The sequence below is a fragment of the Nitrobacter winogradskyi genome (genome assembly GCF_006539545.1).
GTDB classification, from domain to species: Bacteria; Pseudomonadota; Alphaproteobacteria; order Rhizobiales; family Xanthobacteraceae; genus Nitrobacter; species Nitrobacter winogradskyi_A.
The window spans coordinates 1-25742 of sequence record NZ_BJNF01000062.1 but is presented as its reverse complement, the minus strand read 5'-3'; the positions used below and the strand labels follow the sequence as shown (position 1 = coordinate 25742).

At 60.5% G+C, this 25742-nt stretch carries 25 protein-coding genes, 1 tRNA gene and 2 pseudogenes; 14 read left to right on the top strand and 14 right to left on the bottom strand.

The window, feature by feature from the left end; translation table 11 throughout:
• Positions 1–35: 35 nt before the first annotated feature.
• A pseudogene (locus tag NWI01_RS20185) lies at positions 36–1076 on the top strand (tyrosine-type recombinase/integrase); the annotation flags it as partial.
• A 159-nt stretch (positions 1077–1235) separates the two neighbouring features.
• Here NWI01_RS20185 and NWI01_RS11920 read toward each other — a convergent pair.
• Positions 1236–1310 (bottom strand) — tRNA-Glu (locus NWI01_RS11920).
• Between the two features lie 54 nt (positions 1311–1364).
• Positions 1365–1697: a hypothetical protein gene (locus NWI01_RS11915; RefSeq protein ID WP_011315644.1), complete on the bottom strand. Its 333-nt coding sequence runs from the start codon at positions 1695–1697 to the stop codon at positions 1365–1367.
• On the opposite strand from NWI01_RS11915, the gene NWI01_RS11910 reads away from it, so the two are divergent.
• Together NWI01_RS11910 and rpoH are read left to right on the top strand one after the other, a co-directional pair.
• Complete coding sequence (locus tag NWI01_RS11910; RefSeq protein ID WP_181410456.1) at positions 1696–2751, top strand: RluA family pseudouridine synthase; 1056 nt, start codon at positions 1696–1698, stop codon at positions 2749–2751. The genes NWI01_RS11915 and NWI01_RS11910 overlap by 2 nt on opposite strands.
• A 216-nt stretch (positions 2752–2967) precedes the next feature.
• On the top strand, positions 2968–3867 hold the full coding sequence (rpoH, locus tag NWI01_RS11905; protein ID WP_011315642.1) for an RNA polymerase sigma factor RpoH: 900 nt from the start codon (positions 2968–2970) through the stop codon (positions 3865–3867).
• Positions 3868–4142: 275 nt separating this feature from the next.
• Here the strand turns inward: rpoH and NWI01_RS11900 are convergent, their stop codons facing one another.
• The 7 genes and pseudogenes from NWI01_RS11900 to NWI01_RS11870 all read right to left on the bottom strand — a co-directional run bounded on the left by NWI01_RS11900 (position 4143) and on the right by NWI01_RS11870 (position 11754).
• Positions 4143–5363, bottom strand: coding sequence for a GGDEF domain-containing protein (locus NWI01_RS11900; RefSeq protein WP_141384055.1), 1221 nt, complete (start codon positions 5361–5363; stop codon positions 4143–4145).
• Positions 5364–5746: 383 nt separating this feature from the next.
• Positions 5747–6156, bottom strand: a pseudogene (locus tag NWI01_RS11895) (PRC-barrel domain-containing protein).
• Positions 6157–6821: 665 nt separating this feature from the next.
• On the bottom strand, positions 6822–7061 hold the full coding sequence (locus tag NWI01_RS18900; RefSeq protein ID WP_181410455.1) for a hypothetical protein: 240 nt from the start codon (positions 7059–7061) through the stop codon (positions 6822–6824).
• 264 nt (positions 7062–7325) lie between these two features.
• A complete protein-coding gene (gene nadC / locus NWI01_RS11885) occupies positions 7326–8189 on the bottom strand; it encodes a carboxylating nicotinate-nucleotide diphosphorylase (RefSeq protein ID WP_141384053.1) in 864 nt (287 codons plus the stop codon).
• Positions 8190–8207: 18 nt separating this feature from the next.
• The gene (locus tag NWI01_RS11880; RefSeq protein ID WP_141384052.1) at positions 8208–9737 is read right to left on the bottom strand and encodes an L-aspartate oxidase; all 1530 of its coding nucleotides are present in this window, start codon (positions 9735–9737) and stop codon (positions 8208–8210) included.
• A complete protein-coding gene (nadA, locus tag NWI01_RS11875) occupies positions 9734–10717 on the bottom strand; it encodes a quinolinate synthase NadA (RefSeq protein ID WP_141384051.1) in 984 nt (327 codons plus the stop codon). Before nadA ends, NWI01_RS11880 begins: the two co-directional genes overlap by 4 nt.
• A gap of 53 nt (positions 10718–10770) precedes the next feature.
• On the bottom strand, positions 10771–11754 hold the full coding sequence (locus NWI01_RS11870; protein ID WP_141384050.1) for an NUDIX hydrolase: 984 nt from the start codon (positions 11752–11754) through the stop codon (positions 10771–10773).
• 230 nt (positions 11755–11984) lie between these two features.
• On the opposite strand from NWI01_RS11870, the gene NWI01_RS11865 reads away from it, so the two are divergent.
• From NWI01_RS11865 to NWI01_RS11850, 4 genes are read left to right on the top strand one after another with little or no spacing between them, the layout of a single operon-like run.
• Entirely contained in the window at positions 11985–12278 is a 294-nt protein-coding gene (locus NWI01_RS11865) for a Dabb family protein (RefSeq protein ID WP_141384049.1), read from the top strand.
• Between the two features lie 40 nt (positions 12279–12318).
• Entirely contained in the window at positions 12319–13455 is a 1137-nt protein-coding gene (locus NWI01_RS11860; protein ID WP_301294320.1) for an 8-amino-7-oxononanoate synthase, read from the top strand.
• A complete protein-coding gene (bioD, locus tag NWI01_RS11855; RefSeq protein WP_141384048.1) occupies positions 13452–14093 on the top strand; it encodes a dethiobiotin synthase in 642 nt (213 codons plus the stop codon). Before NWI01_RS11860 ends, bioD begins: the two co-directional genes overlap by 4 nt.
• Positions 14090–15349 carry an adenosylmethionine--8-amino-7-oxononanoate transaminase gene (locus NWI01_RS11850; RefSeq protein ID WP_141384047.1) on the top strand — a complete coding sequence of 420 codons (1260 nt, stop codon included), beginning with the start codon at positions 14090–14092 and terminating at the stop codon, positions 15347–15349. The genes bioD and NWI01_RS11850 overlap by 4 nt, the downstream gene beginning before the upstream one ends.
• A 33-nt stretch (positions 15350–15382) precedes the next feature.
• Here NWI01_RS11850 and NWI01_RS11845 read toward each other — a convergent pair whose 3' ends face one another.
• The gene (locus NWI01_RS11845; protein WP_141384046.1) at positions 15383–15859 is read right to left on the bottom strand and encodes a hypothetical protein; all 477 of its coding nucleotides are present in this window, start codon (positions 15857–15859) and stop codon (positions 15383–15385) included.
• Positions 15860–16176: 317 nt separating this feature from the next.
• Here NWI01_RS11845 and NWI01_RS11840 point away from each other — a divergent pair, with 317 nt between their 5' ends.
• Positions 16177–16863: a Crp/Fnr family transcriptional regulator gene (locus NWI01_RS11840; protein WP_244613738.1), complete on the top strand. Its 687-nt coding sequence runs from the start codon at positions 16177–16179 to the stop codon at positions 16861–16863.
• 177 nt (positions 16864–17040) lie between these two features.
• On the opposite strand, the gene NWI01_RS11835 is transcribed toward NWI01_RS11840, so the two are convergent.
• From NWI01_RS11835 to NWI01_RS11825, 3 genes are all read right to left on the bottom strand, one after another.
• Positions 17041–17478 (bottom strand): HIT family protein, encoded by a 438-nt coding sequence (locus tag NWI01_RS11835; RefSeq protein WP_141384058.1) that lies wholly within the window; start codon positions 17476–17478, stop codon positions 17041–17043.
• Positions 17479–17649: 171 nt separating this feature from the next.
• The gene (locus tag NWI01_RS11830; RefSeq protein WP_141384044.1) at positions 17650–17856 is read right to left on the bottom strand and encodes a hypothetical protein; all 207 of its coding nucleotides are present in this window, start codon (positions 17854–17856) and stop codon (positions 17650–17652) included.
• 146 nt (positions 17857–18002) lie between these two features.
• A complete protein-coding gene (locus tag NWI01_RS11825) occupies positions 18003–18272 on the bottom strand; it encodes a hypothetical protein (protein WP_141384043.1) in 270 nt (89 codons plus the stop codon).
• A 337-nt stretch (positions 18273–18609) separates the two neighbouring features.
• Between NWI01_RS11825 and NWI01_RS11820 the strand changes: the two genes are divergently transcribed.
• Entirely contained in the window at positions 18610–19809 is a 1200-nt protein-coding gene (locus NWI01_RS11820) for a pyridoxal-phosphate-dependent aminotransferase family protein (protein ID WP_141384042.1), read from the top strand.
• Positions 19810–19835: 26 nt separating this feature from the next.
• On the opposite strand, the gene NWI01_RS11815 is transcribed toward NWI01_RS11820, so the two are convergent.
• Positions 19836–21065 (bottom strand): O-antigen ligase family protein, encoded by a 1230-nt coding sequence (locus NWI01_RS11815; protein WP_244613737.1) that lies wholly within the window; start codon positions 21063–21065, stop codon positions 19836–19838.
• Positions 21066–21249: 184 nt separating this feature from the next.
• Here NWI01_RS11815 and NWI01_RS11810 point away from each other — a divergent pair, with 184 nt between their 5' ends.
• The 5 genes from NWI01_RS11810 to gmd are packed head-to-tail and all read left to right on the top strand — an operon-like array spanning position 21250 to position 25710.
• Positions 21250–22830, top strand: a complete 1581-nt coding sequence (locus NWI01_RS11810; protein ID WP_141384040.1) for an amino acid adenylation domain-containing protein — start codon at positions 21250–21252, stop codon at positions 22828–22830.
• Positions 22781–23053, top strand: a complete 273-nt coding sequence (locus NWI01_RS11805; protein WP_141384039.1) for a hypothetical protein — start codon at positions 22781–22783, stop codon at positions 23051–23053. Before NWI01_RS11810 ends, NWI01_RS11805 begins: the two co-directional genes overlap by 50 nt.
• Complete coding sequence (locus tag NWI01_RS11800; protein ID WP_141384038.1) at positions 23054–23959, top strand: methionyl-tRNA formyltransferase; 906 nt, start codon at positions 23054–23056, stop codon at positions 23957–23959.
• Positions 23956–24558 carry a hypothetical protein gene (locus NWI01_RS11795; RefSeq protein ID WP_141384037.1) on the top strand — a complete coding sequence of 201 codons (603 nt, stop codon included), beginning with the start codon at positions 23956–23958 and terminating at the stop codon, positions 24556–24558. Before NWI01_RS11800 ends, NWI01_RS11795 begins: the two co-directional genes overlap by 4 nt.
• A 42-nt stretch (positions 24559–24600) precedes the next feature.
• Positions 24601–25710: a GDP-mannose 4,6-dehydratase gene (gene gmd / locus NWI01_RS11790; RefSeq protein ID WP_141384036.1), complete on the top strand. Its 1110-nt coding sequence runs from the start codon at positions 24601–24603 to the stop codon at positions 25708–25710.
• Positions 25711–25742 lie beyond the last annotated feature (32 nt).

Genomic DNA, 25742 nt, shown 5'->3' with positions numbered 1-25742 from the left:
AGTCTGGGACGTGAGACAATTGGATAAGGCTTTTGATGCACTCGACTCCGACGTATGGGAAAATAACGATACCAACAACGGAAATGGCTGGGACCGATCACTTGCGGCTAAGACTTAGGCACCTTTCTGAAGATGTAGACCGGCATGGCAATGTTCGGTGTTATGTTCGCATTCCGGGCCGCCCCAAGATCCGCATCCGCTCAATGCCCGGTACTCCCGAATTCATCGCAGAGTATCAGGAAGCGATAACCGGCGAGTCCGTTATTTCCCGTCCTCGGCGCTCCAGTGAATTGAAACGTGGGACCTTTCACCACCTCTGTGTCCAATACTTCAAGAGCGGAGAATATTCTGCGCTCGATGTGAGCACTAGGAATTGGCAGCGGCGTACACTGGAACGGATTTGCGAGACGCACGGCGATAATCTCGTATCGCAAATGCAGCCTCGCCACGTCCGCCTTCTCCGGGATGAACTGCGCTCGACGCCAGCTGCCGCAAACCAACGGCTTAAGGCTCTCCGGGCGCTATTCAATTGGGCGAACGAGGCAGACGAGACGACGGTCAACCCGACACTCGGAGTTAAGCGTATTCCGTACGCCACGGATGGGCATCACACTTGGACAGATGCGGAGATCGCACAATATCAGGCGCGCCATGCAGTCGGCACAAAAGCACGTCTGGCCTTCGACCTTTTGCGCTTTATTGCATTTCGTCGTGAGGATGTTGTTCGGCTCGGTCGGGAGCACATCTGCAATGGCCGGATCATGTACCGACAAGCCAAGAATGAGCATCGAAACCCGGTCGATATCGATATACCGCTACACCCTGAACTAGCGGCCAGCATCGCGGCCACCGCGACCGGCGACAAGACCTTCCTCGTTACCGAATTCTGTAAAGCGTTCACCGCGAACGGCTTCGGCAACAAGTTCAAAGATTGGTGCCGTCAGGCCGACCTACCTCATTGCTCTGCTCACGGCATTCGCAAGGCCACCGCAACGACTCTTGCGGAGAACGCGGCGACTGCTCATGAGATCATGTCGATCACAGGCCATCGGACTCTTGAGGAAGTCGAGCGTTATACGAAGGCGGCACGGATGCGGAAGATGGCGGATGCGGCAATGACGAAGCTAGCTCAGACCAAACACCGATCAAAGGCCGAACAAGATTTGTCCCACCGAGTGAATCAGTGGGACAATTCGCCTGAAAAACCCAATGAAACCAATGATAATGAATCTCTTTGGCGCTCCCTAGGGGAATCGAACCCCTGTTTCAGCCTTGAGAGGGCCGCGTCCTAACCGCTAGACGAAGGGAGCGTACCGGACAGGCAATAACCTCGAAATCGATACGCCGCAAGGTGCCTCTGGATATCAGGGCTCGCGTGCGAAATTCAGCGTTCCGGCTGACTGCAACGTGCGCAGGTTGAACGTTCGGATCTGGACGGAGCCGCCGAGATCGAGGGTCACCACGAGCAGGTCGCCCGCGACCGCGGTCGCGGTGATTCTGGCATCCTTCGGCAGGGTCGCGGTAACGTCGGCCGCCGGCCTGCTTCCCTCGACGCGGAAAAAGCGATAGCCGATGGCGACAAGAACGGCTCCCACGGCGAGGGCCGTGGTCAGACCAGCGATCAACATCATCCGCCGCACCCGCGCGAATAGCGCGGCCTGTTCCGGCGTCGGTTCAGGGTTTAAAGGCTCGGTCATGCAAGGCTCGGCTCTCAAAGGCTCACCATCGGATCAGAGGCTGGACATCGTTGTCACCGGCGACGAGGGGTCGGTGCGCCTTGATCGTGTCCTTGCCGTTCATAGCCCTGATCTGTCGCGATCACGCCTGAAGTCCCTGATTCTCTCGGGCGACGTCAGTATTATGAAAAAAGCTTCTGTTGCGGAGAGGACGGAAGGCCCGGCCCCTGTTCACGACCCCGCTTATCATGTCGTTCCGGGAGATACGATCACAATCCACGTGCCGCCGGCAATATCGGCCAAACCGCAAGGCGAAGCCATCGCGCTGGATATCATCTATGAAGACAACGATCTCATCGTCATCAACAAGCCGAAAGGTCTGGTTGTTCATCCCGCCGCGGGTCACCATGCTGGAACGCTGGTCAACGCCCTCATTGCGCATTGCGGGGAGAGTCTGTCCGGCATCGGCGGCGTCTGTCGGCCCGGCATCGTGCACCGGCTGGACAAGGACACCACCGGCGTGATGGTGGCCGCCAAGAATGATGCCGCCCACAGGTCGCTGAGCGCGCAATTCGCGGATCATGGACGCACGGGAGCAATGCGACGCGGTTACCTGGCTTTTGTCTGGGGACTGCCGAACCGTGCACATGGCACAGTCGACGCTCCGATAGACCGGCACCCTCACGCGCGCGAAAAGATGGCCGTGCGCGCAGGGGGGCGGGAAGCGATCACCCATTGGGAGGTCCGGCAGGTCTTCAACGGCCGGGACGGAAAGCCGGTGGCTGCTCTGCTAGCCTGCCAGCTTGCCACCGGCCGCACTCACCAGATCCGGGTGCATCTTGCCCATGCGGGCCACCCGCTGATGGGTGACGACGTCTATGGACCCCATTTCAAGACCAAGGCCAGTCATCTGGGACCGCGAGCCGCCGCGGCGCTGAGCGCTCTTGGCCGGCAGGCGCTTCACGCGTCCCTTCTGGTCCTTGAACATCCCCGGACCGAGAAGGTCCTGCGCTGGGAAACGGGGCTGCCGGAGGACTTGTCTTCTCTGCAAACGGCCCTCGCGGCGGCGGAATGACGCATCTTTCCGGAAAACAAAAGTGATAACAGACAGTTGAGAACAGATCACGAAAACGTAATCACTTTTTGTTCTTCTTTTTCCGGGCCACCTCTGGTATATGTTGCACCTGCGTTGAATACCCAACGTGGAACATCGCAGCGTGGTCGGCTTTAACAAGAGACTGCCTGCCGGGCTCGCCGCTGTCGGGGGCCTGAACCAGTGGAGGGCGCAACCATGGCCCGTACTGCTACCCTACCGGTTCTCAACGGAGAGAACGGACTTTCCCGTTACCTTTCGGAGATCCGCAAGTTTCCGATGCTGGAGCCGCACGAGGAGTACATGTTCGCCAAGCGTTTGCGCGAACATGACGACCGTGACGCGGCGCATCATCTCGTGACCAGCCATCTTCGGCTGGTGGCCAAGATCGCCATGGGCTATCGCGGCTACGGCCTGCCGATATCGGAAGTCGTGTCGGAAGGCAACGTTGGCCTGATGCAGGCGGTAAAGCGTTTCGAACCTGAAAAGGGTTTCCGCCTCGCCACATATGCGATGTGGTGGATCAAGGCCTCAATACAAGAGTATATCCTGCGCTCGTGGTCGCTCGTGAAGATGGGCACGACCGCGAACCAGAAGAAATTGTTCTTCAACCTGCGGAAGGCGAAGAGCAAGATCTCCGCGCTTGACGAAGGCGATATGCGTCCGGATCAGGTCAAGCTCATCGCCAAGCGTCTCGGCGTCACGGAACAGGATGTCGTCGACATGAATCGCCGACTTGGAGGCGATGCATCGCTCAACGCTCCGATCCGTGATGATGGCGAAGCCGGCGAATGGCAGGACTGGCTGGTCGATCAGTCGCCCAATCAGGAAGCCATCATGGCGGAGCATGAGGAGTTCGATCATCGACGTCGGGCATTGACCGGCGCGATGGGCGTGCTCAATCCGCGCGAGCGCCGCATCTTCGAGGCCCGACGCCTCGCGGATGAGCCGATGACGCTGGAAGATCTCGCTGCCGAGTTCAATGTGTCTCGCGAGCGCGTGAGGCAGATCGAGGTTCGTGCTTTCGAGAAAGTGCAGTCAGCGGTGAAGACGACGATCGCACAGCAGGAACAAGCTGCCATGGAAGCCGCCCGCTGAAGTGCGAAGCTTCCGTTCAGAAATGAGGGTCGCCGGATACCGGCGGCCCTTTTTGTTTGTTCGCGATCCGCAGGCGATTCCCCCTGTGAGGTGCGTACCCGTATGCGTAAGGGAAGCGGATCGAACAACAATCTGGAGTTTCGCTTCTGATTCAATCAGAAGCGATAATCAGCGCCGCTGCTCCAGTTAATTGATTGAGCATCGGATTTATCCCGAAACCGGTTCCCACTTTCGGGTCCGATGCTCTGGCTCCGCTCCAGTCCTTCGATGAGGCCTTATGCTCTTTGATCGGACGGGATCTGTTGCGACCATGACTGCGGGGCAATCGGCGGCGCGATGTCTCCGCATGAGGCAAACCGGTTTTTCCCGTCGTTCTTGGCCGCATAAAGCGCGTGATCGGCGGCGGCGAGCAGGTGTTCCGAACTGGCTCCCATCTCCCGGGTCCATTGAGCGAGCCCGATGGAGGCCGAGATAGGAACATCGGCGCCGGCGCATCCGGCAGCGTCTTCGCGACAGGCATTCAGCACGCGCTGCGCGATCTGCGCGCCTTCTTCCAGCGTTGTGGCGGGCAACAGGATGCAGAACTCGTCCCCGCCGGTACGTGCCAGCAAATCGCCGGGCCGTAGCTGCATCTGCGCCATCAGCGTGAACTGCCGCAGGCAGGCATCGCCGGCTGCGTGACCGTGGGTGTCGTTGATTTGCTTGAAGCCGTCGAGATCCATCATGAGGATTGCGAAAGGTTCGCCGCTCCGCTCCGACATTGCGCACGCGTCCTCCAGCCGCCCCAGCAGCTGTCGCCGGTTGGCGACTCCGGTGAGGTCGTCCACATGCGCAAGGTCGGCAACTTCGTTTCGCAGGCGATCGATCGCCATCAAAAGGAATCCGAAGTTCCAGGTCATCGACAGGAACACCAGACCCAATATCAGAGCGGCCTGAAGACCATTGAAGTTGATATAGGACACTCCGCCGCCGATATCGAAAAAGGCACACACCGACCTGATGACGCTGACGCAAATGATGAGCACGCTGACAATTCCAGCGAGCTGTGCTCCCGAATTGATGCGGCCTTCCTTGCGCGACAGCACCATCTTCAACGTCATGGCGATCGGTATCGCCTGAGCCGCCGAATAGATGAAAATGCGCATCGGCATGTCGTCGCGCACATACACAAAGTAAGCGAGTCCAGCGACGCTCAAGCCGACCGTGATAAAAGTCGTCCGCCAGGAGACTGGTCGCTCGTAGAACCGCCGAATGCCCATCGTGCAGAGGCAGATTGAGAAGATCAACCCGGCGCCACCCACGACCAGCGGCAGCATTGAATCGACGTGACCGCGCAGCATGGATAGGGCGGAGAAAAAAGCGGCGAAGAAGGACGCCGCCGCCCAATAGGGAGCAGCCACCAGCGTCGGGTAGCTCCGCATGACGTAGGTCCAGACCAAACCCAACGCCAGGAAGTTGGCGATAAACACCACCCATATTGTCGGCACGCTCAGCATGGCAAATCCCGGAGCACGCCGCTCCGCCTTCCCCGGTGGTTTTCTTGTGACTTTCCGTCTTTACCCAACAACCTGCGACCGTAGCGATTAATGGAAACTCACCGTGGGGAGAAGACCCTTGGGGATGGTTTTGAAATGATGAATGAAGTGTATGGCTCAGGGAGGCATTCAGGCTTCTTGCGATAGAGTTAAAAAAAAGCCCGCCGGCGAAGGGGGGTACACCGGCGGGCTAAGAGCGGACGAGGGATAGAGGCAATTTACCCGTCCGCCAAGTTTAACTCATGAGGAGTATCGTCGCAGCGGTTCGATTTTTCATGCGCGGTTTGTCAGCGGTGTGCAGGCCAGAACTTCTCTGACTTGCACGCGGTGCGAACGAACTCCCCTTATCCGGAGTCTCGCGTCAAAGGAGACTGCGCGCCTTCCTTCGTCGTTACGGTGTCGATGTTGTCGTAGTAGGAATCAAGCTCCGCGCGGCGCGCAGTCCAATCGAAGAGCTCAGAGCCGGAACTTCCGAACACACTCTTCGGATAGCCTTTCAGCCGATTGCCGCTGATGTCGCTGCGATATAGCCGTCGAGTTCGGAGTCGAATCTGAGCAGTCTCCATGGCACCGGATAATGCTCGTCGCCCACACCGAGAAATCCCCCGACGCTCAGCACAGCGTAGGCAGGTTCCCCGCTGGACTTGTCGATCATGACGCGTTCGATCGAACCAATCTTCTTGTCTTCGGCGCCATAGACGGCCTTGCCGGACTCCTTATCGCTGGCGATCAGGTTTTCAGAGTTTCCTTCCATAGCCATCAGCTTCTCCTTCGCTAGGTGGGGAATAAAGCGACAGCCACACCGAATGTTCCTCGATGCGTTTCAAAAGGAGGGGAGGATTCGCGGCCGGATAAATAAACCAGAAGCGGAACAGCCGTCATGAGCCGGACAACGATCGTAAGTGGTTGGCGCAGTGCCGGACGAAGTCTTCGTTTCTTCCTTGCCTTCCTTCTGAAGGGACACAGAGCTTCACGCCGGCGCGGCAACCGGCGCCGATCGCAAAAGTCGCGCAAGCGGCAAGCAGGTAACTTTTGCGGCAATCAGGTTTCGACTGGGTTCCCTTTTCCGCGGATGCGTGTAAAGATATATCAGAATGCATCAATTGAGGGGGCGTTGCAGCCCTGGACATGATAAAATCTGGATCTGATAAAATAGCGCGCAGGAAAACCTCTCTCATGGCTGGCATCGGATACGCGAAAACGAGCGACAACGGGAGGGTGATATGCTGGCCAATAAACGCAGAACCTAACCAGGCTTCGGCGGAGTTAGATATGATCCCGACCCGAAGGATCACGCCAGCGCAAAGTGGAACCGATTCTCGGAAAACACCATGCTAAAACTAAAAGATAAGCTACGAGTTTAAGCTACGAGTTTAGTTCAACGAAGTTGGAAACAGACTCGTACTCAAGCGGCCAGACTTAAACATAAGGAAAGGCATCCCGATGGAAGGCATGAGCAAAGGCAGAATTATCGTTCTGGTTGCGCTGACGGGCATATTGATAGCCACAGGCGTGTGGATGATCGCGATCTTGAATCAGACGTCCGGCGTCGAGATAGGCAAACACGGCTGGATCGCGCTTGGTCTCGGTACGTTCTTTTCGTTCGTCATCGGATGCGGATTGATGTTCCTGATGTTCCTGAGCAGTCGCAACGGGCACGATGAAGCAGCGGACCCTTTCCGGAAACGGCCGCCTTCGAACTAAACGGGGCGCGAGCGAGAAGTTGCGTCTCCGGCGACCTGTCTGGTTTCATTAAAGGGCCTGACGGCTTGTGGAAGCCGCCTTATCAGCCACGGACGTCAACGTCCGTAGCTGGAGCATGATCCCGAAAAGTGGAAACCGGTTTTCGGAAAAGATCATGCTCGAATAAAAGATAAGCGACGAGTCTGATTCAACGCAGTTGAATCAGATTATAGCGCCGGATCACGCGCGCACCTCGCCTTCGAAATCAAGGCCGAGGTCTAGAATGCCAACGCTGTGCGTGAGCCACCCGATCGACATGAGATCGACTCCGCTTGAGGCGATCGCTGGCGCTGTCGCCGGCGTGATGCCGCCGGACGCTTCGGTCACCGCCCGGCCCGCGACCATCGCGACGGCTTCCCGGAGCGTGTCCGGACTCATGTTATCGAGAAGCACGGCATCGACGCCCTGTTCGAGCGCTTCGCGCAGTTGATGGAGGGTATCCACCTCCAGTTCGATCTTGACCAGATGTCCGACGCGGTCCTTCGCGCGCTTCAGCGCCTCGCTGACGCCGCCGGCGATGACAATATGGTTGTCCTTGATGAGAACGGCATCGTCGAGACCGAACCGGTGGTTGCTGCCGCCGCCGACACGAACCGCGTATTTTTCGATCGCGCGCAGGCCGGGCGTCGTCTTGCGCGTGCACACGATCTTGGCTTTGTAGTCCTGAACCGCCGCGACCACGGACGCCGTCGCCGTGGCGATTCCGCTCAGGTGGCACAGGAAGTTCAGCGCGACCCGCTCGGCCGTTAAAATTCCCCGCGCAGGACCAGACAAGGTCGCGATCACGTCGCCCGGCGCGACCATCGCGCCGTCGTCGTGCCCCACATGCATTTCGATCGCCGGGTCGATGAGTTCGAATGCGAGCCGGGCCAGATCGAGCCCGGCAACGGTGCCGTGCTGGCGGGCGGCGATGAAGGCCGTGGTCCGGTGACCGGCCGGCACGATAGCATCGGTCGTGAGATCTCCCGAGCGGCCGAGATCTTCAAGCAGGGCGGCACGAACCAGCGGTTCGATCATGATGCGCGGCAGGGCAGGGAGCGACATTGTGTTCCGGCTTACGAGCTAACCAACCAAATCGGGAATGCAGCCTTGCGCGGCATCGAATGCGTCGCGCAGGCGGAGTGTCGTCCGGGCCGCGCTCGTGGCTCGCTCCGGATAATCGGTGCGTGTGTGCGCGCCCCGGCTTTCCTCCCGGCGAAGCGCGGCGATCACGATCATCAGGGCGACGATGGCCGGATCGCTTGCGGCCTCTCGCGAGGCGGCAAGCGGCAGGAGCGCGCGGGCGGCGGCGCGCAGCCCTTCTCCGTCCCGCAAAACGCCGGCGGCGCGCGACATGATCGGCCGGATCAAGGCCGGATCGCAGCCGGTGCCTGCCTCCGTCGCTCGGGGCAAACGTTGTTTCGCGGGCGTCGTGCCGGCGATATCCCGGGCGACCAGGCCGGCGCACACCACCGCTTCCAGAAGCGAGTTGCTCGCCAGCCGGTTGGCGCCATGAAGGCCGGTGCAAGCGGCCTCACCGCAGGCCCAGAGACCGTCAATGGATGTTCGTCCGCGGTTGTCGACGGAAACGCCACCCATGTGATAATGCGCGGCGGGACGAACCGGGATCGGCTGTGTCAGGGGATCGATCCCCGCGTCGCGACAAAACGAGGTGATTGCCGGGAAGCGTCTGGCGAAGTCGACGCCGGGCATGCGCCTCGCATCCACAAAAACGCGATGGCCCGCGGCCATGTGCCGCCAGACCGCGCGCGCGACGACATCGCGCGGCGCAAGCTCGGCGCCGGGCGTGTCCGCCATGAAGCGATCGCCGTTTTCATCGATGAGAGTCGCGCCTTCGCCACGCACCGCTTCGCTGATCAGTTTCAGCGGGAAGGAGCCGACATCGAGCGCGGTCGGATGAAACTGGATGAATTCGAGATCGGCCATGATGGCGCCGGCGCGCGCCGCGAGCGCGAGTCCCTGGCCGCACGATCCCGCCGGATTGGTTCCGTGCAGAAACAATCCGCCGATGCCTCCGGTCGCGATGACGATGTGATCGGTGACGAAGGTGACGGAATCACGCCCGGCCTGGCAGACGACCCCTCTCACCGCATTGTCCTCGACGATCAACCGCTGTGCGCGGGTCGCCTCGCACACGGTGATCGAAGGCGTCTCATAGACTTTGCGCACCAAGGTGCGAATGATGTCGCGGCCGCTGGCGTCGCCCCCGGCATGGACGATCCGGCGGCGCGAGTGCGCTGCTTCAAGGCCGAGCGCGAGATTGCCGTCGGCGTCGCGATCGAAGGCCACGCCGAATTGCAACAGCCGTTCGATCGCATCGGGCGCGGCGGCGAGGATCGTCGCAGCGATGTGCTGGTCGCAAAGCCCGTCACCGGCGGCGAGGGTGTCGGCCAGATGCAGCGATGCGTTGTCGTCCGGTCCGATGCTCGCGGCGATGCCGCCTTGCGCGAGGATGCTCGATGTCTCGAGGCCCAGCGGCGCGCTGCTCAAAAGCAATACCGGTCGCGGCGCCAGCGCGAGCGCCGTCATCAGGCCGGCAAGGCCGCCGCCGATAACGACGGCCGCGCCATTGGTGTCATGCAGCGCCGTCATCCGACGGACAACATCCGCTCGACGGCGAGGCGTGCGCGCTCAGCGATGCGTGGATCGATTGTGACCTCGTGCTGCATCGTCTCCAGCGCATGGCGGATATTACCGAGCGTGATCCTCTTCATGTGGGGGCACAGATTGCAGGGACGAATGAACTCCAGGCCGGGATGATCGGCGGCGACATTGTCGCTCATCGAGCACTCCGTCAGGAGCACGACCCGGGGCGGCTGCCGGGTGGCGACATAGGACGCCATGGCGGCTGTCGATCCGGAGAAATCGGCTTCCGCCACAACTTCCGGCGGGCACTCCGGATGCGCGAGAACGACGACGCCGGGATGATTCTCGCGCAGCTGTCGTACCTCGTCGGCGCTGAAGCGCTCATGCACCTCGCAATGCCCGGCCCAGGCGATGATCTTGACGTGCGTTTCGGCCGCGATGTTCTTCGCCAGATATTCGTCGGGCAGCATGATCACGCGTTCCACGCCGAGCGATTCGACGACGGCTCTGGCGTTGCCCGACGTGCAGCAGATGTCCGACTCCGCCTTCACCGCGGCCGAGGTGTTCACGTAGGTGACGATCGGAACGCCGGGATAGGTTTTCCGTAAAAGCCGCACGTCTTCGGGCGTGATCGAGTCGGCGAGCGAGCAGCCGGCGCCGGTGTCGGGAATCAGCACCGTCTTTGAGGGATTCAGCAGCTTGGCTGTTTCGGCCATGAAGTGCACGCCGGCAAGCACGATCACGTCGGCTTCCACTTCGGTCGCCTTGCGGGCCAGCGCGAGGCTGTCGCCGACGATATCGGCCACACCGTGGAAAATTTCGGGCGTCTGATAATTGTGTGCAAGAACCACCGCGTTGCGGCGCTTCTTGAGTTCGATGATCGCATCAACGTCATCGGCGAAAGCAGGCCATTCGATCCGGGGGATCGCATGCCGCACCTTGGGATAGATTCGGGCCGATGGTCGCAGTTCGAGGACGGACGGCATGACGATACTCCCAATCGGACACCCTATTATACTGATATTGAGTATAAGGGTTGTCAAGCCCCCGAGACGGGTAATTTGGTCCCGGCGATCGCGCGCTCCGCCAGCACAGCGCGGCGGAAGCGGAAAAGTTTCGCTGGCCGGCCCCCGGTCTCCTGGCTGGTCTCGCCGGTATCCTCCACCAGTTCCTGCTGCTCGATCAGACGGCGAAAGTTCGGCTTATGCACAAGTTTTCCCGCCAGCGCCTCAACGCACCGCTGTAATTGCAGCAACGTGAACGTGTCTGGCATTAGTTCGAAGACGACGGGACGATACTTGATCTTGGCGCGAAGCCTGGCGATGCCGGTCGCCAGAATCCGGCGATGGTCGAGAATCATGGGATCGCCCGGCACAAACGCTGCGACGGCCGTCTCAGCGGTCGCGCCATCGCCTCGCAGGGCTTCCGGGATCAGTCGCGCCTCGTACAGGAGTTCGTATCGTTGCAGGACGAGTTCCTCGTTCCAGAGGTGGTCCTCCAGCCCGAACAGCCTCGCCGCTCGCTGCCGGCGATGGCTTCGCGTCGTCTGGTCCGGCGCGGCCGCGATCCACGCCGCGAGGCCGGACCGCAGTGTTTTCTCCATCGTCGGGATGCCGAGCCGATGGTCCTCCCAAGGAAAATACTCATACCAGCTCCGCCAGCTCGCCTCGTATTGGCTGGACTCGGCCTGCTCGCGGGTAAGGCCGAGATAGCTGATCGAGATGATGCGCTGGTCGGCGGCGCCGGTGCGATCTCGGTCCGCGAAGGTGTAAAGCTGCTCGACATAACCCAGCGGCAGCCCGGTCTGGCGTTCGACCCAGGCGCGCAATCCCGATTGCAGCGAGCGATGAGCCAGTTCGAACGGACCCGACGGCAGCGCATTCTGATCCTGGATCGTCAGGACCCTGGGATCGCCTGCGGTCACCGCCACCAGCAGCGCGATGAGGTCCGCCGCAATCGCCTGCGTCGATGCGGGATGGACCGAATGCAAGGGCGCCGTGGATTTGGCGAGCGGGTCACTCATCGCAGGCGGCCATCGTCGAACATGCTCGTGCGCCAGAATCGGGTGCGTCCGCGGCGGACGTCAAAGGAGGCACATATGGACCGTATTTCGAGTAACATTCAACAGGATGTCCCGGCATGTGAAATGCTGCTCCCTGGAGCGGATATCACGCCTCGCCTCGTGAACGTTGCGTTGGACCTGATCGCAAGATAGTCATGCGGCTGGGATCACCCTCTGTTCCACGGCCAGCCATGATTCGTCACATCGTTTTATTCACCGCGAAAGACAAGGGCGATATCGACAGAATCATCGACGGCTTGTCGCCGCTCACCACGATTCCGCACGCGCGCCGGCTGGAGGTCGCGCGCAACCGGAAAACCGATCAGCTCGGCAACGATATCGACGTGGTCGTCTATGGCGAGTTCGACAGCGAGGCGGAACTCGCGGCCTATAAGGCGCACGATCTTTATCAGGCATCGACGAAGCGGGTGCAGCCGCTTCGGGATATGCGATTTGCGGCTGATTACGATGTCCCGGTGGAATAGTCCGTCGCGGCTGCTGTTGCCGGCGAGGTAAGCGCGGCACATGACGATTCACGGGACTTACAAGGCAGACCTTCAGGCGCTTGCGGACAAGGGGCGTCTGCGGACGCTGCGCGGGCGCTCTGGCGTCGATCTCGCATCCAATGATTATCTCGGTCTGGCCGAATCTGAGGAGTTGCGACAGGCCGCCGCCGACGCGCTGGCGCGGGGCGTGCCGGTCGGCTCCGGCGGATCGCGCCTGCTGCGCGGCAACCATCCCGAACATGAAGCGCTGGAGCGCGAAGCGGCGGCTTTCTTCGGCGCTGAATCGGCGCTCTATTTCGGCGGCGGCTACGTCGCCAACTTCGCCATCTTTTCGACACTGCCGCAGCGCGGCGATCTCGTCGTGCACGATGAATTGATCCACGCCAGCGTCCATGATGGCATTCGTCGCGGCCGAGCTGAATTCGTCAGCGCCCGGCATAATGATGCCGATGCGTTCGACGCGGCGATCGTGAAGTGGCGCGGGGCCGGCGGTACGGGGCGGCCCTGGTTGTCAGTCGAAAGCCTCTACAGCATGGACGGCGACAGCCCGAACCTCCAAGACCTGTTCGCCGTTGCGGACCGGCACGAGGCGATGGTCGTGATCGACGAGGCTCACGCGACCGGCGTGCTGGGTCCGCAGGGGCGGGGACTGGCCGCGCCGTTCGAGGGTCGTGACAACGTCATCACGCTGCACACCTGCGGCAAGGCGCTCGGCACGTCGGGCGGCTTCATTCTCGCGCCGAAGGAGATCCGCGATTTTCTGGTCAATCGCGCGCGGCCGTTCATCTATGCCACCGCGCCTTCACCGCTCATCGCCGCGGTGACGCGCGCCGCGCTCGAACTTTCCCGCACCAGTTCCGCGCGGCGTGAGCGTCTGGCCCACCTGGTGAGGTTTGCCGGTGGCGAACTGCGCCGGCGCTGCCATGTCGAGCCATCCGGCTCGCACATCGTTCCGGTGATCGTCGGGGCCGATCAGGCCGCGGTGAATTTGGCGGCTTCATTACAGCGCAGGGGCTTCGATATACGGGCGATCCGTCCGCCGACGGTTCCCGAAGGCACGGCGCGATTGCGCATCGCATTGACGCTCCATGTCGATGAGGCCATCGTCGCGGACCTGTTCGTGGCTTTGGCGGAAGACATGCGGTTTGCGGCGTGAGCGTGCGGATCGTCGTCAGCGGCACCGATACCGGCGTCGGCAAGACGGTGTTTTCGGCTGCGCTTGCCGGCGCTTTCGACGGTTATTACTGGAAGCCGGTGCAGTCGGGACTGGACGAGGAAACCGACTCGCAAACCGTGTTGCGGCTGTCGGGGCTTGCGGCCGAGCGCGTATGGCCCGAGGCGTATCGGTTGCGGACGCCGGTATCGCCGCATCTCGCAGCCCAGCTTGACGGCGTCACCATCGATCACCGGGCGCTGGAGGCGCCGGCGACGGACCGACCGCTGGTGATCGAGGGCGCGGGCGGTTTGCTGGTGCCGCTGACGCGCGATGTCACCTATCTCGATCTGATGGCGAGGTGGCGTCTGCCGGTGGTGCTCTGCGCTCGAACGGCGCTCGGCACCATCAACCACAGCCTGTTGTCGATCGAGGCGCTGCGCGCGCGCGACGTTCCGATACTCGGCGTCAGTTTCATCGGGGAAGAGAACGTCGAAACCGAACGGATCATCATCGACATGGGCAGGGTGAAGCGTCTTGGCCGGCTGAATTATCTCGCGCCGTTAACCAGCGCCACGTTGCGTCAGGCTTTTACCGACGGTTTCGATATCGGTGATTTTGTCGAAGAGCGGGCGCGATGAAGCCGCGATCTCCCGTCTGGCACCCGTTCACCCAGCATGCGCTGCAACCGGAGGCGATACCGATCGCCAGCGGCGAGGGCGCCTGGCTTGAAGCTGCTGACGGCCGCCGCATTTTCGATGCGATCTCCTCCTGGTGGGTGGTGACGCATGGTCATCGTCATCCGCATATCGTGCAGGCGATCAAGGATCAGACGGATCGTCTCGATCAGGTGATCTTCGCCGGCTTCACCCACGAACCTGCTGAAAGACTGGCGCGGCTGCTCGTGGCGATGACGCCGCTAGGGCTCGATTACGTCTTCTTTTCCGACAGCGGCTCGACCTCGGTGGAAGTCGCGCTGAAAATGGCGCTCGGCTTCTGGCGGAACCGGGGTGAGCGGCGCAGCCGGATTCTCGCGCTGGAGGGAGCCTATCACGGTGACACCATCGGCGGCATGTCGGTGGGTGAACGGGGCGTTTTCAACGCGCCGTACGATCCGCTGTTGTTCGATGTGGAGCGGATTCCTTTTCCTTCCAGCGGCCGCGAGCAGTCCACGCTGGATGCGATCACGATGGCGTGCCGGAACAGCGGCGTCGCGGCGCTGATCGTCGAGCCCCTGATCCTCGGCGCCGGCGGCATGCTGATCTATCCGGCCCGGATTCTGGCGGAGATGAAGCGGATCTGCGAGGCTCACGGCGTTCTGTTCATCGCCGATGAGGTCATGACGGGGTGGGGCCGCACCGGAACGCTCTTCGCCTGCGAGCAGGCCGGTGTGACGCCCGATGTCGCCTGTTACTCCAAGGGCCTGACCGGCGGTACGATGCCGCTGGCGGTCACGCTGTGCCGCGCCGATATCTTCGATGCGCACTATTCGACGGATCGCGGCAAGACCTTTTTCCACTCCAGTTCCTACACCGCCAATCCGATCGCCTGCGCGGCCGCGTGCGCGAACCTGGAAATCTGGCGAAGCGAGCCGGTGATGGAGCGCATCGCCGCCGTCGCGCGTGCGCAAACCAGCGGGCTTGACCGCTTTCGCGAGGACCGGCGATTTGTCAACGTCCGTCAGATCGGAACCATCGCCGCGCTCGATGTCGTCGCGGATGATGCGGGCTATCTGGCCGGGATCGGGCCGCGCCTTTACGATCATTTCCTGAGCCGCGGGCTGCTGGTCCGGCCGCTCGGCAACACGATCTACCTGATGCCGCCGTATTGCAGTACGCCGCAGGAACTCGATAGCGTCTTTGATGCGATCAGCGAGATCGCCGACGCGGTCGGATGACCTGTCCGTTACGATGGCGGACGGTGGCCGCTATCAGAAGATCGACCAGCCATGACTTCCCGCGACCGCCGCGAACACGGTCGCCAGGCCGAGCCCGAGCAGAACCCAGTGCGCCCGGTGCAGCCATGCAAAGGCGATGTCCGGCCGTTCGCTCGCCAGCCGATGGAAGGTGCGATGCAGGATCAACGGCTCACCGACGAACAGCACGAACGCGAACAGCAGCCAAAGCCCCACCATGGCGTCCATCCACCAGAAGGCGGGCATCCGAAACCGATCCCAAAGGTCGAGCTGCCATGTCATGTAAAGGCCGCTCAGGCCGACGATGATGAGTGAGGCGCGGGCCTGCCAGATGAAGCGCCGCTCGATCGCCTCGAACGCCTTGAGCCGGTCAGGTCCGAGATCGCCGCGACGCAGCGCCGGCAGGGCCACCGTTGTCGCCATCGAGACGCCGCCGATCCAGACGACCACGGCAAGGACATGTAGCGCCCGCGCGACGATGAGATCATCCATGAAGCACCCGCAGTCGAGAGCGTTTTCGAGCGAAGCATGTCCTCGGGCTCGACCCGAGGATGGATACCGGTTCGCGTGAAGAAAACGCGATCAGCAATAATTTCCAGAGCATGATCCGCTTCGACTTGATTGGATCATGCTCCGGGCGGCCTGGAGCCTCCAGATTCAAACTATACGGCAAGGCAGCCCGGCAGGGATTGCGCAAAAGCAATTGACTGTCATTTTACGCGGCGGCGCATTACTGTGCGCGAATGAGTAAGATTCCGCCTCTGTCTCGTCAGGCCCTTTCAAACCTCGAACTCTTTCGAGGCTTGCCGATGACAGCGCTGGATGAGGTTCTTGCATCGGCTGCGCCGCGTTCGTTTGCCCGTGATTGCCGTGTGTTCAATCAGGGCGAGACACGCGTGCGCGCTCATGTCCTTGTCGATGGCTGGATCAGGATTTCCCAATCCGGCAGCGACGGCGGGCAGGTCGTGCTGCGCTTCATCGGACCCGGAGATATTTTCGGCGCGGTCTCATTGTTCACGGATCGGCGCTATCCCGCCGATGCCGATACCTTGACGGACGCGACCGAGGTGAGCTGGAGCGACAAAGCCTTGCTCGACTTGATGAACAGCCATCCCCAGATCGCCATCAACGCCATCCGGATCGTGGGCCAGCGGCTTCAGGAGGCCCAGCACAGGGTCCGCGAGCTTGCCACCCAGAGCGCGGAGCGGCGCGTGGCTCATGCGTTGTTACGGCTGACTCGTCAGGTCGGCACCGCGACCGCTCGGGGCATCGTCATCCGTTTTCCGCTTCGCCGGAAAGACATCGCCGATATCGCCGGAACTACCCTTTACTCCGCGAGCCGCATTCTGAGCGCCTGGGAAAGAGCCGGCTGGCTCAAGACGCTCGACCGGCGCATTGCTGTCGAAAGTCTCCCGGAACTCGTGCGCATTGCGGAAGAAGAGAGCAAAACGGGGGGAGGGGCTGTCGCTGCTTCGGCCGACCGCCATGCCGGATAAGCGGCCCCGGCGGAGCGCTGTTGCGTTATGGCGTTTCGAGCGGAGCGGAGTGTACCCCCGGATCAAGTCCGAGGACGTGCTTCGCTCATCTGCTAATGGAATCAGAAGCGGGCGCTATGATCTTGATTTGAAGCGCTTTCTTCACGCGAACCGGCGTCCGCTTCGCTTGAAAGCGCTCTATGGCTCGCGCGAGGAGCCGAGCGCGGCGATCAGCCGGGCCGCGTGATCCGCCAGCACCTTGGCGTCTTCCTGCCGGCTCTGCGGCGGCCGCAGCGTCACTCCCGATTTCATCGGCACGACATGCATATGCAGGTGAAACACCACCTGTCCGCTGATAGCTTCGCTGAACTGCTGGATGATGATGCCTTCGGCGTCGAAGGCCTTCATGGCGGCCACTGCGATCGTCTTGCTGGTTCGGGCGACTTCCGCCAGATCATCCGCCGAAATGTCGAGGATCCCGCGGGCAGGGGCCTTCGGGATCACCAGGGTGTGGCCCGGCGTGCGCGGCATGATGTCGAGAAATGCGAAGGTATGTGCATTCTCGTAAACTTTGAAGCACGGCAGCTCGCCGCGCAGAATCTTCGCGAAAATGTTCTGATCGTCGTAGGCCGGCATCATTCTCGCTAGTGTCCCGATTCCGAAGTTCTCACACCCTTGCCGCGACCTTTGATGCGAACTTCGGAATCAAAGGGACACCAGCAATTTTATGATTCTAGTGTGGTTTAGGTTCAGAAGTTCGCTTGACGGACTCGATGGGACAATGAAGCGAACTTCTGAACCACCACACTAGTCCCGATTCCACGACCGATCCACCAGCTTTGTCAGGCCGAGCCGCCTGATCCGCTCGCGCATGAGTTGATCCCGTGCGCCTTCCTTGATCAGGAGGTCGATGAGTTCCAGCCGCTTTGATTCATCCGTCGCTTCGGCCAGAAGGTCTCGATAGCGCTTGTAGTCGTATCCGTTGTCCGATTTATCCTGGTCCGGTTTATCCATAAGCGCGCCTCGAAGGCTCTTTCGTTCTTGAACCCATCCTATGCGAACCCACCCTATGCGGAGGCTTGCGATCGCGCCACGCGCCATGCACAGCTTTCGCCGGTCGGCGCGCCTGTTCGCGGTGAGCGTTTTCTCCCACGAGGCCGTCAGTTGCAGGGATGCGGGCGGCCATCCTGTCCCCGGTATGCAGCGGCGCTCTGCTTGCAGCGCACGCGGACTGGTCCGTCGTAATAGGCGAAGGGTTGATCCGGCGTCACCGCGGGCCCGTAGTTGTGGAGGTAGATATCGGTCTCGGGCGAATGCTGGGTGTGGTGGTGCTTGTGGTGACGGGACCCAGCCACCGCGGACGCAGAGATGGCCACCGAAACCACGGCGGCTGCCAGAACGCCCGCCAGCGGAATCCTGAAAGTCATCATCGAACCTGTCTCCTGTGCTGCGGACGAAGCGTCCGCAAAACGCGTCCTGCGTGCCGATAGAACGGAAATTGTCGGTATGGTTTCATGTTCGGGCTGGCCTCGGCCGCTGTCAATGGCTTATCGGCCAATCCCCATAGGGTTGAAGAACAAAAGCGCTCTCGGGCGGCTCCATGCACCGAGGGGACCGGTCGAACCGGGGCCACTCCCTGATGGCGGCGGGACAGGCATCCGGCCCGCATTCTTGACGGTTGGCGGGGATATGCGAGCGCGGGACAACGCCCCCGGATAATGGTATTCGACCTGCAATTGACCTAATTCCCGGAAAGGACGCTTCCAGATGACGCTGCACACAGGACGACATACTCTTCAAATTCCAGGCCCCACCAACGTGCCTGACCGCGTGCTGCGCGCCATTGATATGCCCGTCCTCGATCATCGCGGTCCGGAATTCGCGGTGCTGGGCCATGAGGTGCTGGCCGACATCAAGCGGATTTTCCGCACCAAGCAACCGGTCATCATCTATCCGTCCTCGGGCACCGGGGCCTGGGAAGCCGCGATCGTCAATACGCTGTCGCCGGGGGATAAAGTGCTGACGGCGGAGACCGGTCAGTTCGCGACGCTGTGGCTCGCCATGGCCAAGAAATTCAATCTCGATGTCGATGTGCTTCCGACCGACTGGCGGCGCGGCGCTCCTCTGGACCTGATCGAGGAGCGGCTCAAGGCCGATCGGGAGCACAAGATCAAGGCCGTGATGATCGTGCATAACGAGACGTCGACGAGCTGCGTCACCCATCCCCTCGAGGTTCGCAAAATCCTCGACCGCAACAAGCATCCGGCGCTGCTGCTGGTCGACACCATCTCCGGCCTCGGCGCGATGGAATACGAGCACGATGCCTGGGGTATCGACGTGTCGATCTCAGGCTCCCAGAAGGGCATGATGTTGCCGGCGGGGCTCGGCTTCAACGCGGTGTCTGAAAAGGCGCTGGCGGCTTCAAAGGCCAATACATCGACGCGGTATTATTGGGACTGGCATCAGGTGATCGCCAACAACGCGCAGGGCTCGTTTCCCTATACGCCGGCCACGAACCTTCTTTACGGCCTGAAGGTCGCGATCGCCATGATGGAGGAGGAAGGTCTGGAGAACGTATGGGCTCGCCACAAGCGTCACGGCGCCGCGACGCGAGCCGCCGTGAAGGAATGGGGGCTGGAACTCGTCTGTCAGGATCCGCACGCCTATTCGCCGGCGCTGACCGCCGTGATGCTGCCCGACGGCTACGATTCAGACGCCTTCCGCAAGGTGGTGCTCGACAACTTTGACATGTCGCTTGGCGCCGGTCTCAACAAGATCAAGGGCAAGGCTTTCCGCATTGGTCATCTCGGTCATCAGAACGACCTGATGCTGATGGGGGCTCTCGCCGGGATCGAGATGAGCCTTGACCTCGCCGAGGTGCCGCATCGCGCGGGCGGCGTCGCCGCGGCGATGGAGGTGCTCAAGGGGCGTGAGACGGCCTCGATGCTGAAAGCAGTGGTGGCGTGAGCCGGGGGATTGGAGGCTCGGCCAGACTATGATGCTGGCCTGACGACCGGCGGCGGCTTTCGAGTGTTCGAAACCAGGCCGCCGGCCACGCCTACGCCCATGACGTAAATCCAGCCTTCGACGTAGTCGGAGAGATGCGAATTGAAGAGGGAGCCCAGGACGTTCTGGCTGACCACGATGATTCCAAGCCAGGAGATCCAGCGCATTTCCGTGAACATCAGGAAGTGGGTGATCCACATCGCATAAAGCAGAATAACCCCGATCACGCCCCACTCGATCGCGAAATAAAGCGTCTGGTTATGCGGGTTGGCGACGATTTGATCGTACGTCACTGTTTTGCCGACCGCCTCGCGCTCGAAGAGGCCACGGATTGAACCTGTGCCATGCCCGGTCAGCGGAGCGCTGCGGATGAATTTGAGTGATTTCGTCCAGTATTCGAGGCGAAGGCCGACCGAGGTTTGCTGACTTTGGCTCAATATGTATTGCTGTTGAATACTGTCGATACGCTCTCGTAAGTTGGGAGCAAGGAACCAGGCGAGCACCGCGGCGATGGTGATCGCCAGATACAGAACGAGCGCATCGCGCCATTTCATATATCGTAACGTCGATGCCAGCAGGAGGACGGGGAGCGAGACCAGGGCGGTCCGTGACGACGCGACGAGAGCCATGTTGAAAAAAAACGCCACGCCAAGCAGAGCGAGCCCCGCCGCCGCATAACGCCTTTGCTTCCGCCACATCACGATGGCGAGCGCGGCGCTGCCGAAGATGCACAGCACGAACTCCACGCCCTGCGTGATCCAGTTCTTGACGGGAACGCCGGGAATTTTGTTCGATGTCAAAATGGCCCGCGGCTCGAACCAGCTTACCCAAGACAGGGCAAGTAGAACCGTGCATGACCCCAGAAACGCGAGAAAGACAGCGAGGCCTTTCCCGGAGCGCTCGAACTGGTGCATCAGAAGCGGAATAGCGAGCAGCTTGACCACAGATCCGGCGGCGTGAATCCTGGCAGCCCATGGGGCGTCGGCCCACAGCATGCCGAGCGCCGCGAGGCAGAACAATGCAACGGGCAGCCAATAGGCTGGCCGTCGAAACTGAAGCCGGAACTGCCGGGCATCGATCACGGTCAGGAGCGTGATCAGCCAAAGCACCGTAAATACGCCGAAGATCGTGGTCGACCATGGCAGCGATATCGCCATCAGAACGGCGAGGTGATCCGCCATTCGGGATCGGTGCGCCGCGCCGGTCCAATCAGCCATGAGTTGGTTCAAGCGCATCGTATCTGCTCGCCTTGAGAGTCCACATCGAGGTTCTGCGAGGCGGGAGGGGTTCTTCTGAACCCGCGCGTCGCGCAGGCAACCGCCGAGGCAATTATTGATATTCGGGATCAACGAAGCTAACAAGTCGCTGGCAAGGACGCTGTTGACCCACGGATGAAGTTCTTTGACCCCGCTCGCAGCATCATTCGTAAAATCGGCAACGCAATTCAAAGACAAGGCCGCCCTTTGGGTTGATGGCGAGAGTTACACATATGGCCATCTCCATGAGCTTGCGCTGCGCCTCGCCGGCGGGTTTCCGCCATCGTCAAAAAACGGCATTGATACCTGCGCCGTCTTCGCCCACCGAAGCCTTGTTGCCTACGCTGCCATCGCCGCGTGTCATCTGGCGCGATATGCTTATGTCGCGCTGACACCCGCGCAGCCCGTTGGCCGTTCACAATCGATTATTGCCCAGTCTCAGCCCGCGGTCATCGTTGTCGACGCGAAGTGCCTGAAAAACCTGCCGCTGCTTTTGCAGAAGCTAACCGGTCCGGCTGTGATCCTGCTCCCCGATCAGGATGCGAGCCCGGACTGGGCGGCGGGCTTTCCGCAGCACCGGTTTCTGCATAAGGGCTTTTTGACGTCGCAGGCCGAACCGCGACAGGGCAGCGGCCACGATCTGGCGTACGTCATGTACACCTCGGGCTCAACCGGCGAACCAAAGGGGGTGATGGTATCGCATGATAACGTCGCAACGTTTGTGCGGAATGTCGTAGACCATTGCTCCTACAGCGAAGCCGATCGCTTCATTCATCTGCCTGAACTGAATTTCGACCTTTCGGTGCATGACCTGTTTTCAGCATGGTGGGTGGGCGGAACTTTGTATTGTGTCCCGCAGGACGAGGTGTTGATACCGGACGGGTTTGTAAAACGTCATCGATTGACCGCCTGGACGTCGGTTCCGTCAGCGGTGCTGATTCTCAAGAAGTTCAACAAGCTGCAAGCCGGCGCTTTCGAAAGTATTCGGGTCAGTATGTTCTGCGGCGAACCGTTTCCGGGTGCGTTGGCGGCGGAATGGATGGCGGCGGCTCCGAACTCGCGCGTTGACAATTTCTATGGTCCGACGGAGACAACCGTTGCCGTGACGGCCTATCCTTGCAGCCGTGGCACGGACTTCTCCGTTCTGCCGCTGGGAGAACCCTTTACCGGGCAGGAAGTGGTGATTTGTGATGCTGATCTAAAACCCGTGAGCGACGGCGAGACGGGAGAACTGTTGCTGGGCGGCACTCAGGTATCGGCGGGATACTGGAATCGGCCAGATCTGACCGACGCTCAATTTATCGAGAGACGTTTTCCCGGCTTGTTGAGCGGTCGCTGGTATCGCACGGGAGACCTCGCGTGCAATCAGGCAGAGATCGGTCTGATCTACAAAGGACGCGCGACCCGGCAGATAAAGATTCATGGCTATCGCGTCGAGCTGGGAGAGATAGAAGCGACTTTGAGGAAATTCAGCGATAAGGAGTTTGTGGCTGTCATTTCGATTCATGGCAGCGGCGGAGAGGTTCTTTATTTATCCGCCTTCATCGAAGGGCTGTCATCGGATGCGGAAAAATTCATGAGGGCCGAAAGTGCTAAGGTGCTGCCAAACTATATGATGCCTCGTTACATTTTTAGCATCGACGCGATGCCCCTCAACTCAAACGGTAAAATCGACTATGCCGAGCTTGGAAGAGTCAATGAAAGACGCGTTAAAGTCGGAAGCTGAACTGGCCTCATTGATTCTCGGTTACCTGCGCGAAGCGGCTCCCGACCAGGCGGCCAGCTTGACGGCCGACGCGAAAATTCTGGATGTGATCGATTCGTTTTCGTTCGTCGAAATGTTTGGCTACATCGAGGCGGAACGGGGAGCTGCGATCGATCTCTCGACAGCCGGCCCGCAGGACCTCGAAACCGTGCAAAGTTTCGCCCGGTTTTTGAGCCGAGTCTAGATGCCGGCGTTTGTGATCACGGGTGACGGCCATCCCGCTTATGCGGTGTTGAAGGCGGTCCATGAGACGCAGGGCGCCTCGATGTCCGCCTTTATTCCGGGGTCGTCGTCTGCGGTCAAGGCGACAGCTTACGCAGAGAACAACGCCATACCGATTCTGCCGCGCGCGATGCTGATGGGCAGGGAGCCGTTTCCGAAAAGCTTTCGAGCGGACTGGCTGGTCAATATCAACGGCACCACGATTATCGATCCTGGCGTTATCCACATGTTCGCCGGACGAGCGTTGAACATGCATCCCGGCTTGCTTCCAAAGTACGCGGGACTGCATTGTCATCAGTGGGCTATTCGCAACGGTGAATCGGTTCAGGGTTTGACAGTGCATGTCATGGACGCCGGAATAGATACCGGTCCCATTCTGGCGCAGCAAACCATTCCCATACGTGATTCCGACACCGGTCTGTCGTTGTTCATGCGCGCGATGGAAACAGGAGCTCAACTGCTGATCAGTGTGCTCACGAAGATCATCGCGAACGATATTCCGCCAGCGGTGCCTCAGGATTTGTCGCAGCGAACCTTGTATCGTCACAAGGACGCGCTTGACGGCGAGGTCGATTGGAACTGGAGCGCGCGCCGGATTTGCGATTTCGTGCGCGCCGCGAACTATGATCCGCTCGTTTGTCCGACTTATGTGCCGACAGCGGTCGTCTCCGGCGTTCCGTTGGTTTTGCGCGGATGTGACGTGGCGCGGCTAAACAAGGATGTTGAGCCTGGAATCTTGACGGAGGTCGGCGGAAGTCCTGTCGTCGGATGCGGAAACGGCGAAGCCGTCGTTATCAAGCGAGCGTTGCGGCAAGGCCGCATCATGACCGGCAACGACTGGCAAAAGCTGGCTGACTCCGAAAGATGATAACCCGTCCTGTTCAACAAACCGATGCAGACAGCATCGCCCGCGTGCACGAGCACGCGTTGCCCTGGTCCATCAACGGACGCTTGGGCCATTCACACCTGAAGGGCATGTACGAGCGTCTGCTGAGCGGGCCGGATTGCGTCGGCTATGTTTCGGTTCACAAAGACGAAATCATCGCATTTCAGATCAGCACGACGAACTGGGAGGCAGCGCGCAAGCGCCTCGCCGAGATCGATTGGCGAAGCAAGGCGAAGATCGTCGGAACTTGTTTGTCGCACCCATACGATCTGGTTGCGCTGTTTGAGGCTGTTTTTTTGATTCCCTGGACGTTCAGGCGCACAAAGGTCAAAGCTGAAATCATGGCCTGGGCCGCGGAGCCTGCAAATCCAATTGCTGTCATGGGGGCGTATCAGTGTCTGCTTTCTTCAATCTCCGAACTGGCGCGCCGAGGCGAAACAAGATGTGTTGGACAAATGCAAAAGCCAAACGAACGTCCTATGAAAGCTCTCAGCAAACTGTCACCGGTTATTTTTTCGAAGTATATTCGAAATGACGTTCTGATTTTCAATTGCACCGAGATCGCGAAGAAGGCGGTTTGACGCGCTTCTTCATTTCATGCCGATTCCGGTTTGGGAGGCAACATGGTTGACGGGAACGGACAGCGCCGGGTGGCCCTGATCACGGGTGTGACGGGACAGGACGGCGCTTATCTGGCCGAATTCCTTCTCGGAAAAGGCTATCTCGTTCATGGCGTGAAGCGGCGGTCGTCCTCCTTTAATACAGGGCGCATCGACCACCTTTATTCGGATCCTCTGGCCGGGGAGGTGCCGTTTCTGCTGCACTACGGGGATATGACGGATTCCACCAATTTGATCCGGCTCGTTCAGCAGATTCAGCCAACCGAAATTTACAATCTCGCTGCACAAAGCCATGTCGGCGTCAGCTTCGAAAGCCCGGAATACACGGCAAACGCGGACGCCATCGGCGTGCTGCGGATGCTGGAGGCGATCCGGATACTAGGTATGTCGGACAAGGTCCGCTTCTATCAGGCCTCGACATCGGAATTGTTCGGTCTTGCGCAGGAGATTCCGCAATCGGAAACCACGCCGTTCTATCCGCGCTCGCCCTACGGCGTTGCAAAGCTGTACGGTTACTGGATCACGGTGAACTATCGTGAGGCCTACGGAATGTTCGCGGCCAATGGAATTCTTTTCAATCACGAAAGCCCCATTCGCGGCGAAACATTCGTCACGCGCAAGATCACGCGCGCCGTCGCGCGGATCGAGATCGGTCTGCAGGAAACACTTTTTCTCGGCAATCTTGAAGCCAAGCGCGACTGGGGGCACGCCAAGGATTTCGTCGAGGGTATGTGGAAAATCCTTCAGGCGGATAAGCCGGGCGATTATGTGCTTGCGACCGGAGAATGCCGCTCGGTACGGGAGTTCGTGGAGATTGCCTTCGCCGAGATCGGCCGCCGCATTGAGTGGCAGGGCAGAGGCATCGAAGAAACAGGTATCGACGCAAAGACCGGTGCTGTCCTGGTTCGGATCGATCCGGTTTATTTTCGTCCCACCGAAGTCGACTTGCTTGTCGGCGATGCTTCCAAGGCTCGCGCCGAGTTGGGATGGCAGCCGAGAACGTCATTCGCGCAGATGGTGAAGGAGATGGTTGCGAGTGATCTGAAAGCGGCCAGGCTGGAGCGCGCCGCTCATCATCATTCGCTCGAACAGCATTCAGCGCCTGCGCGGTGAGAAGGGCGGGCGGCTAGAGCCTTTCCGCTTCT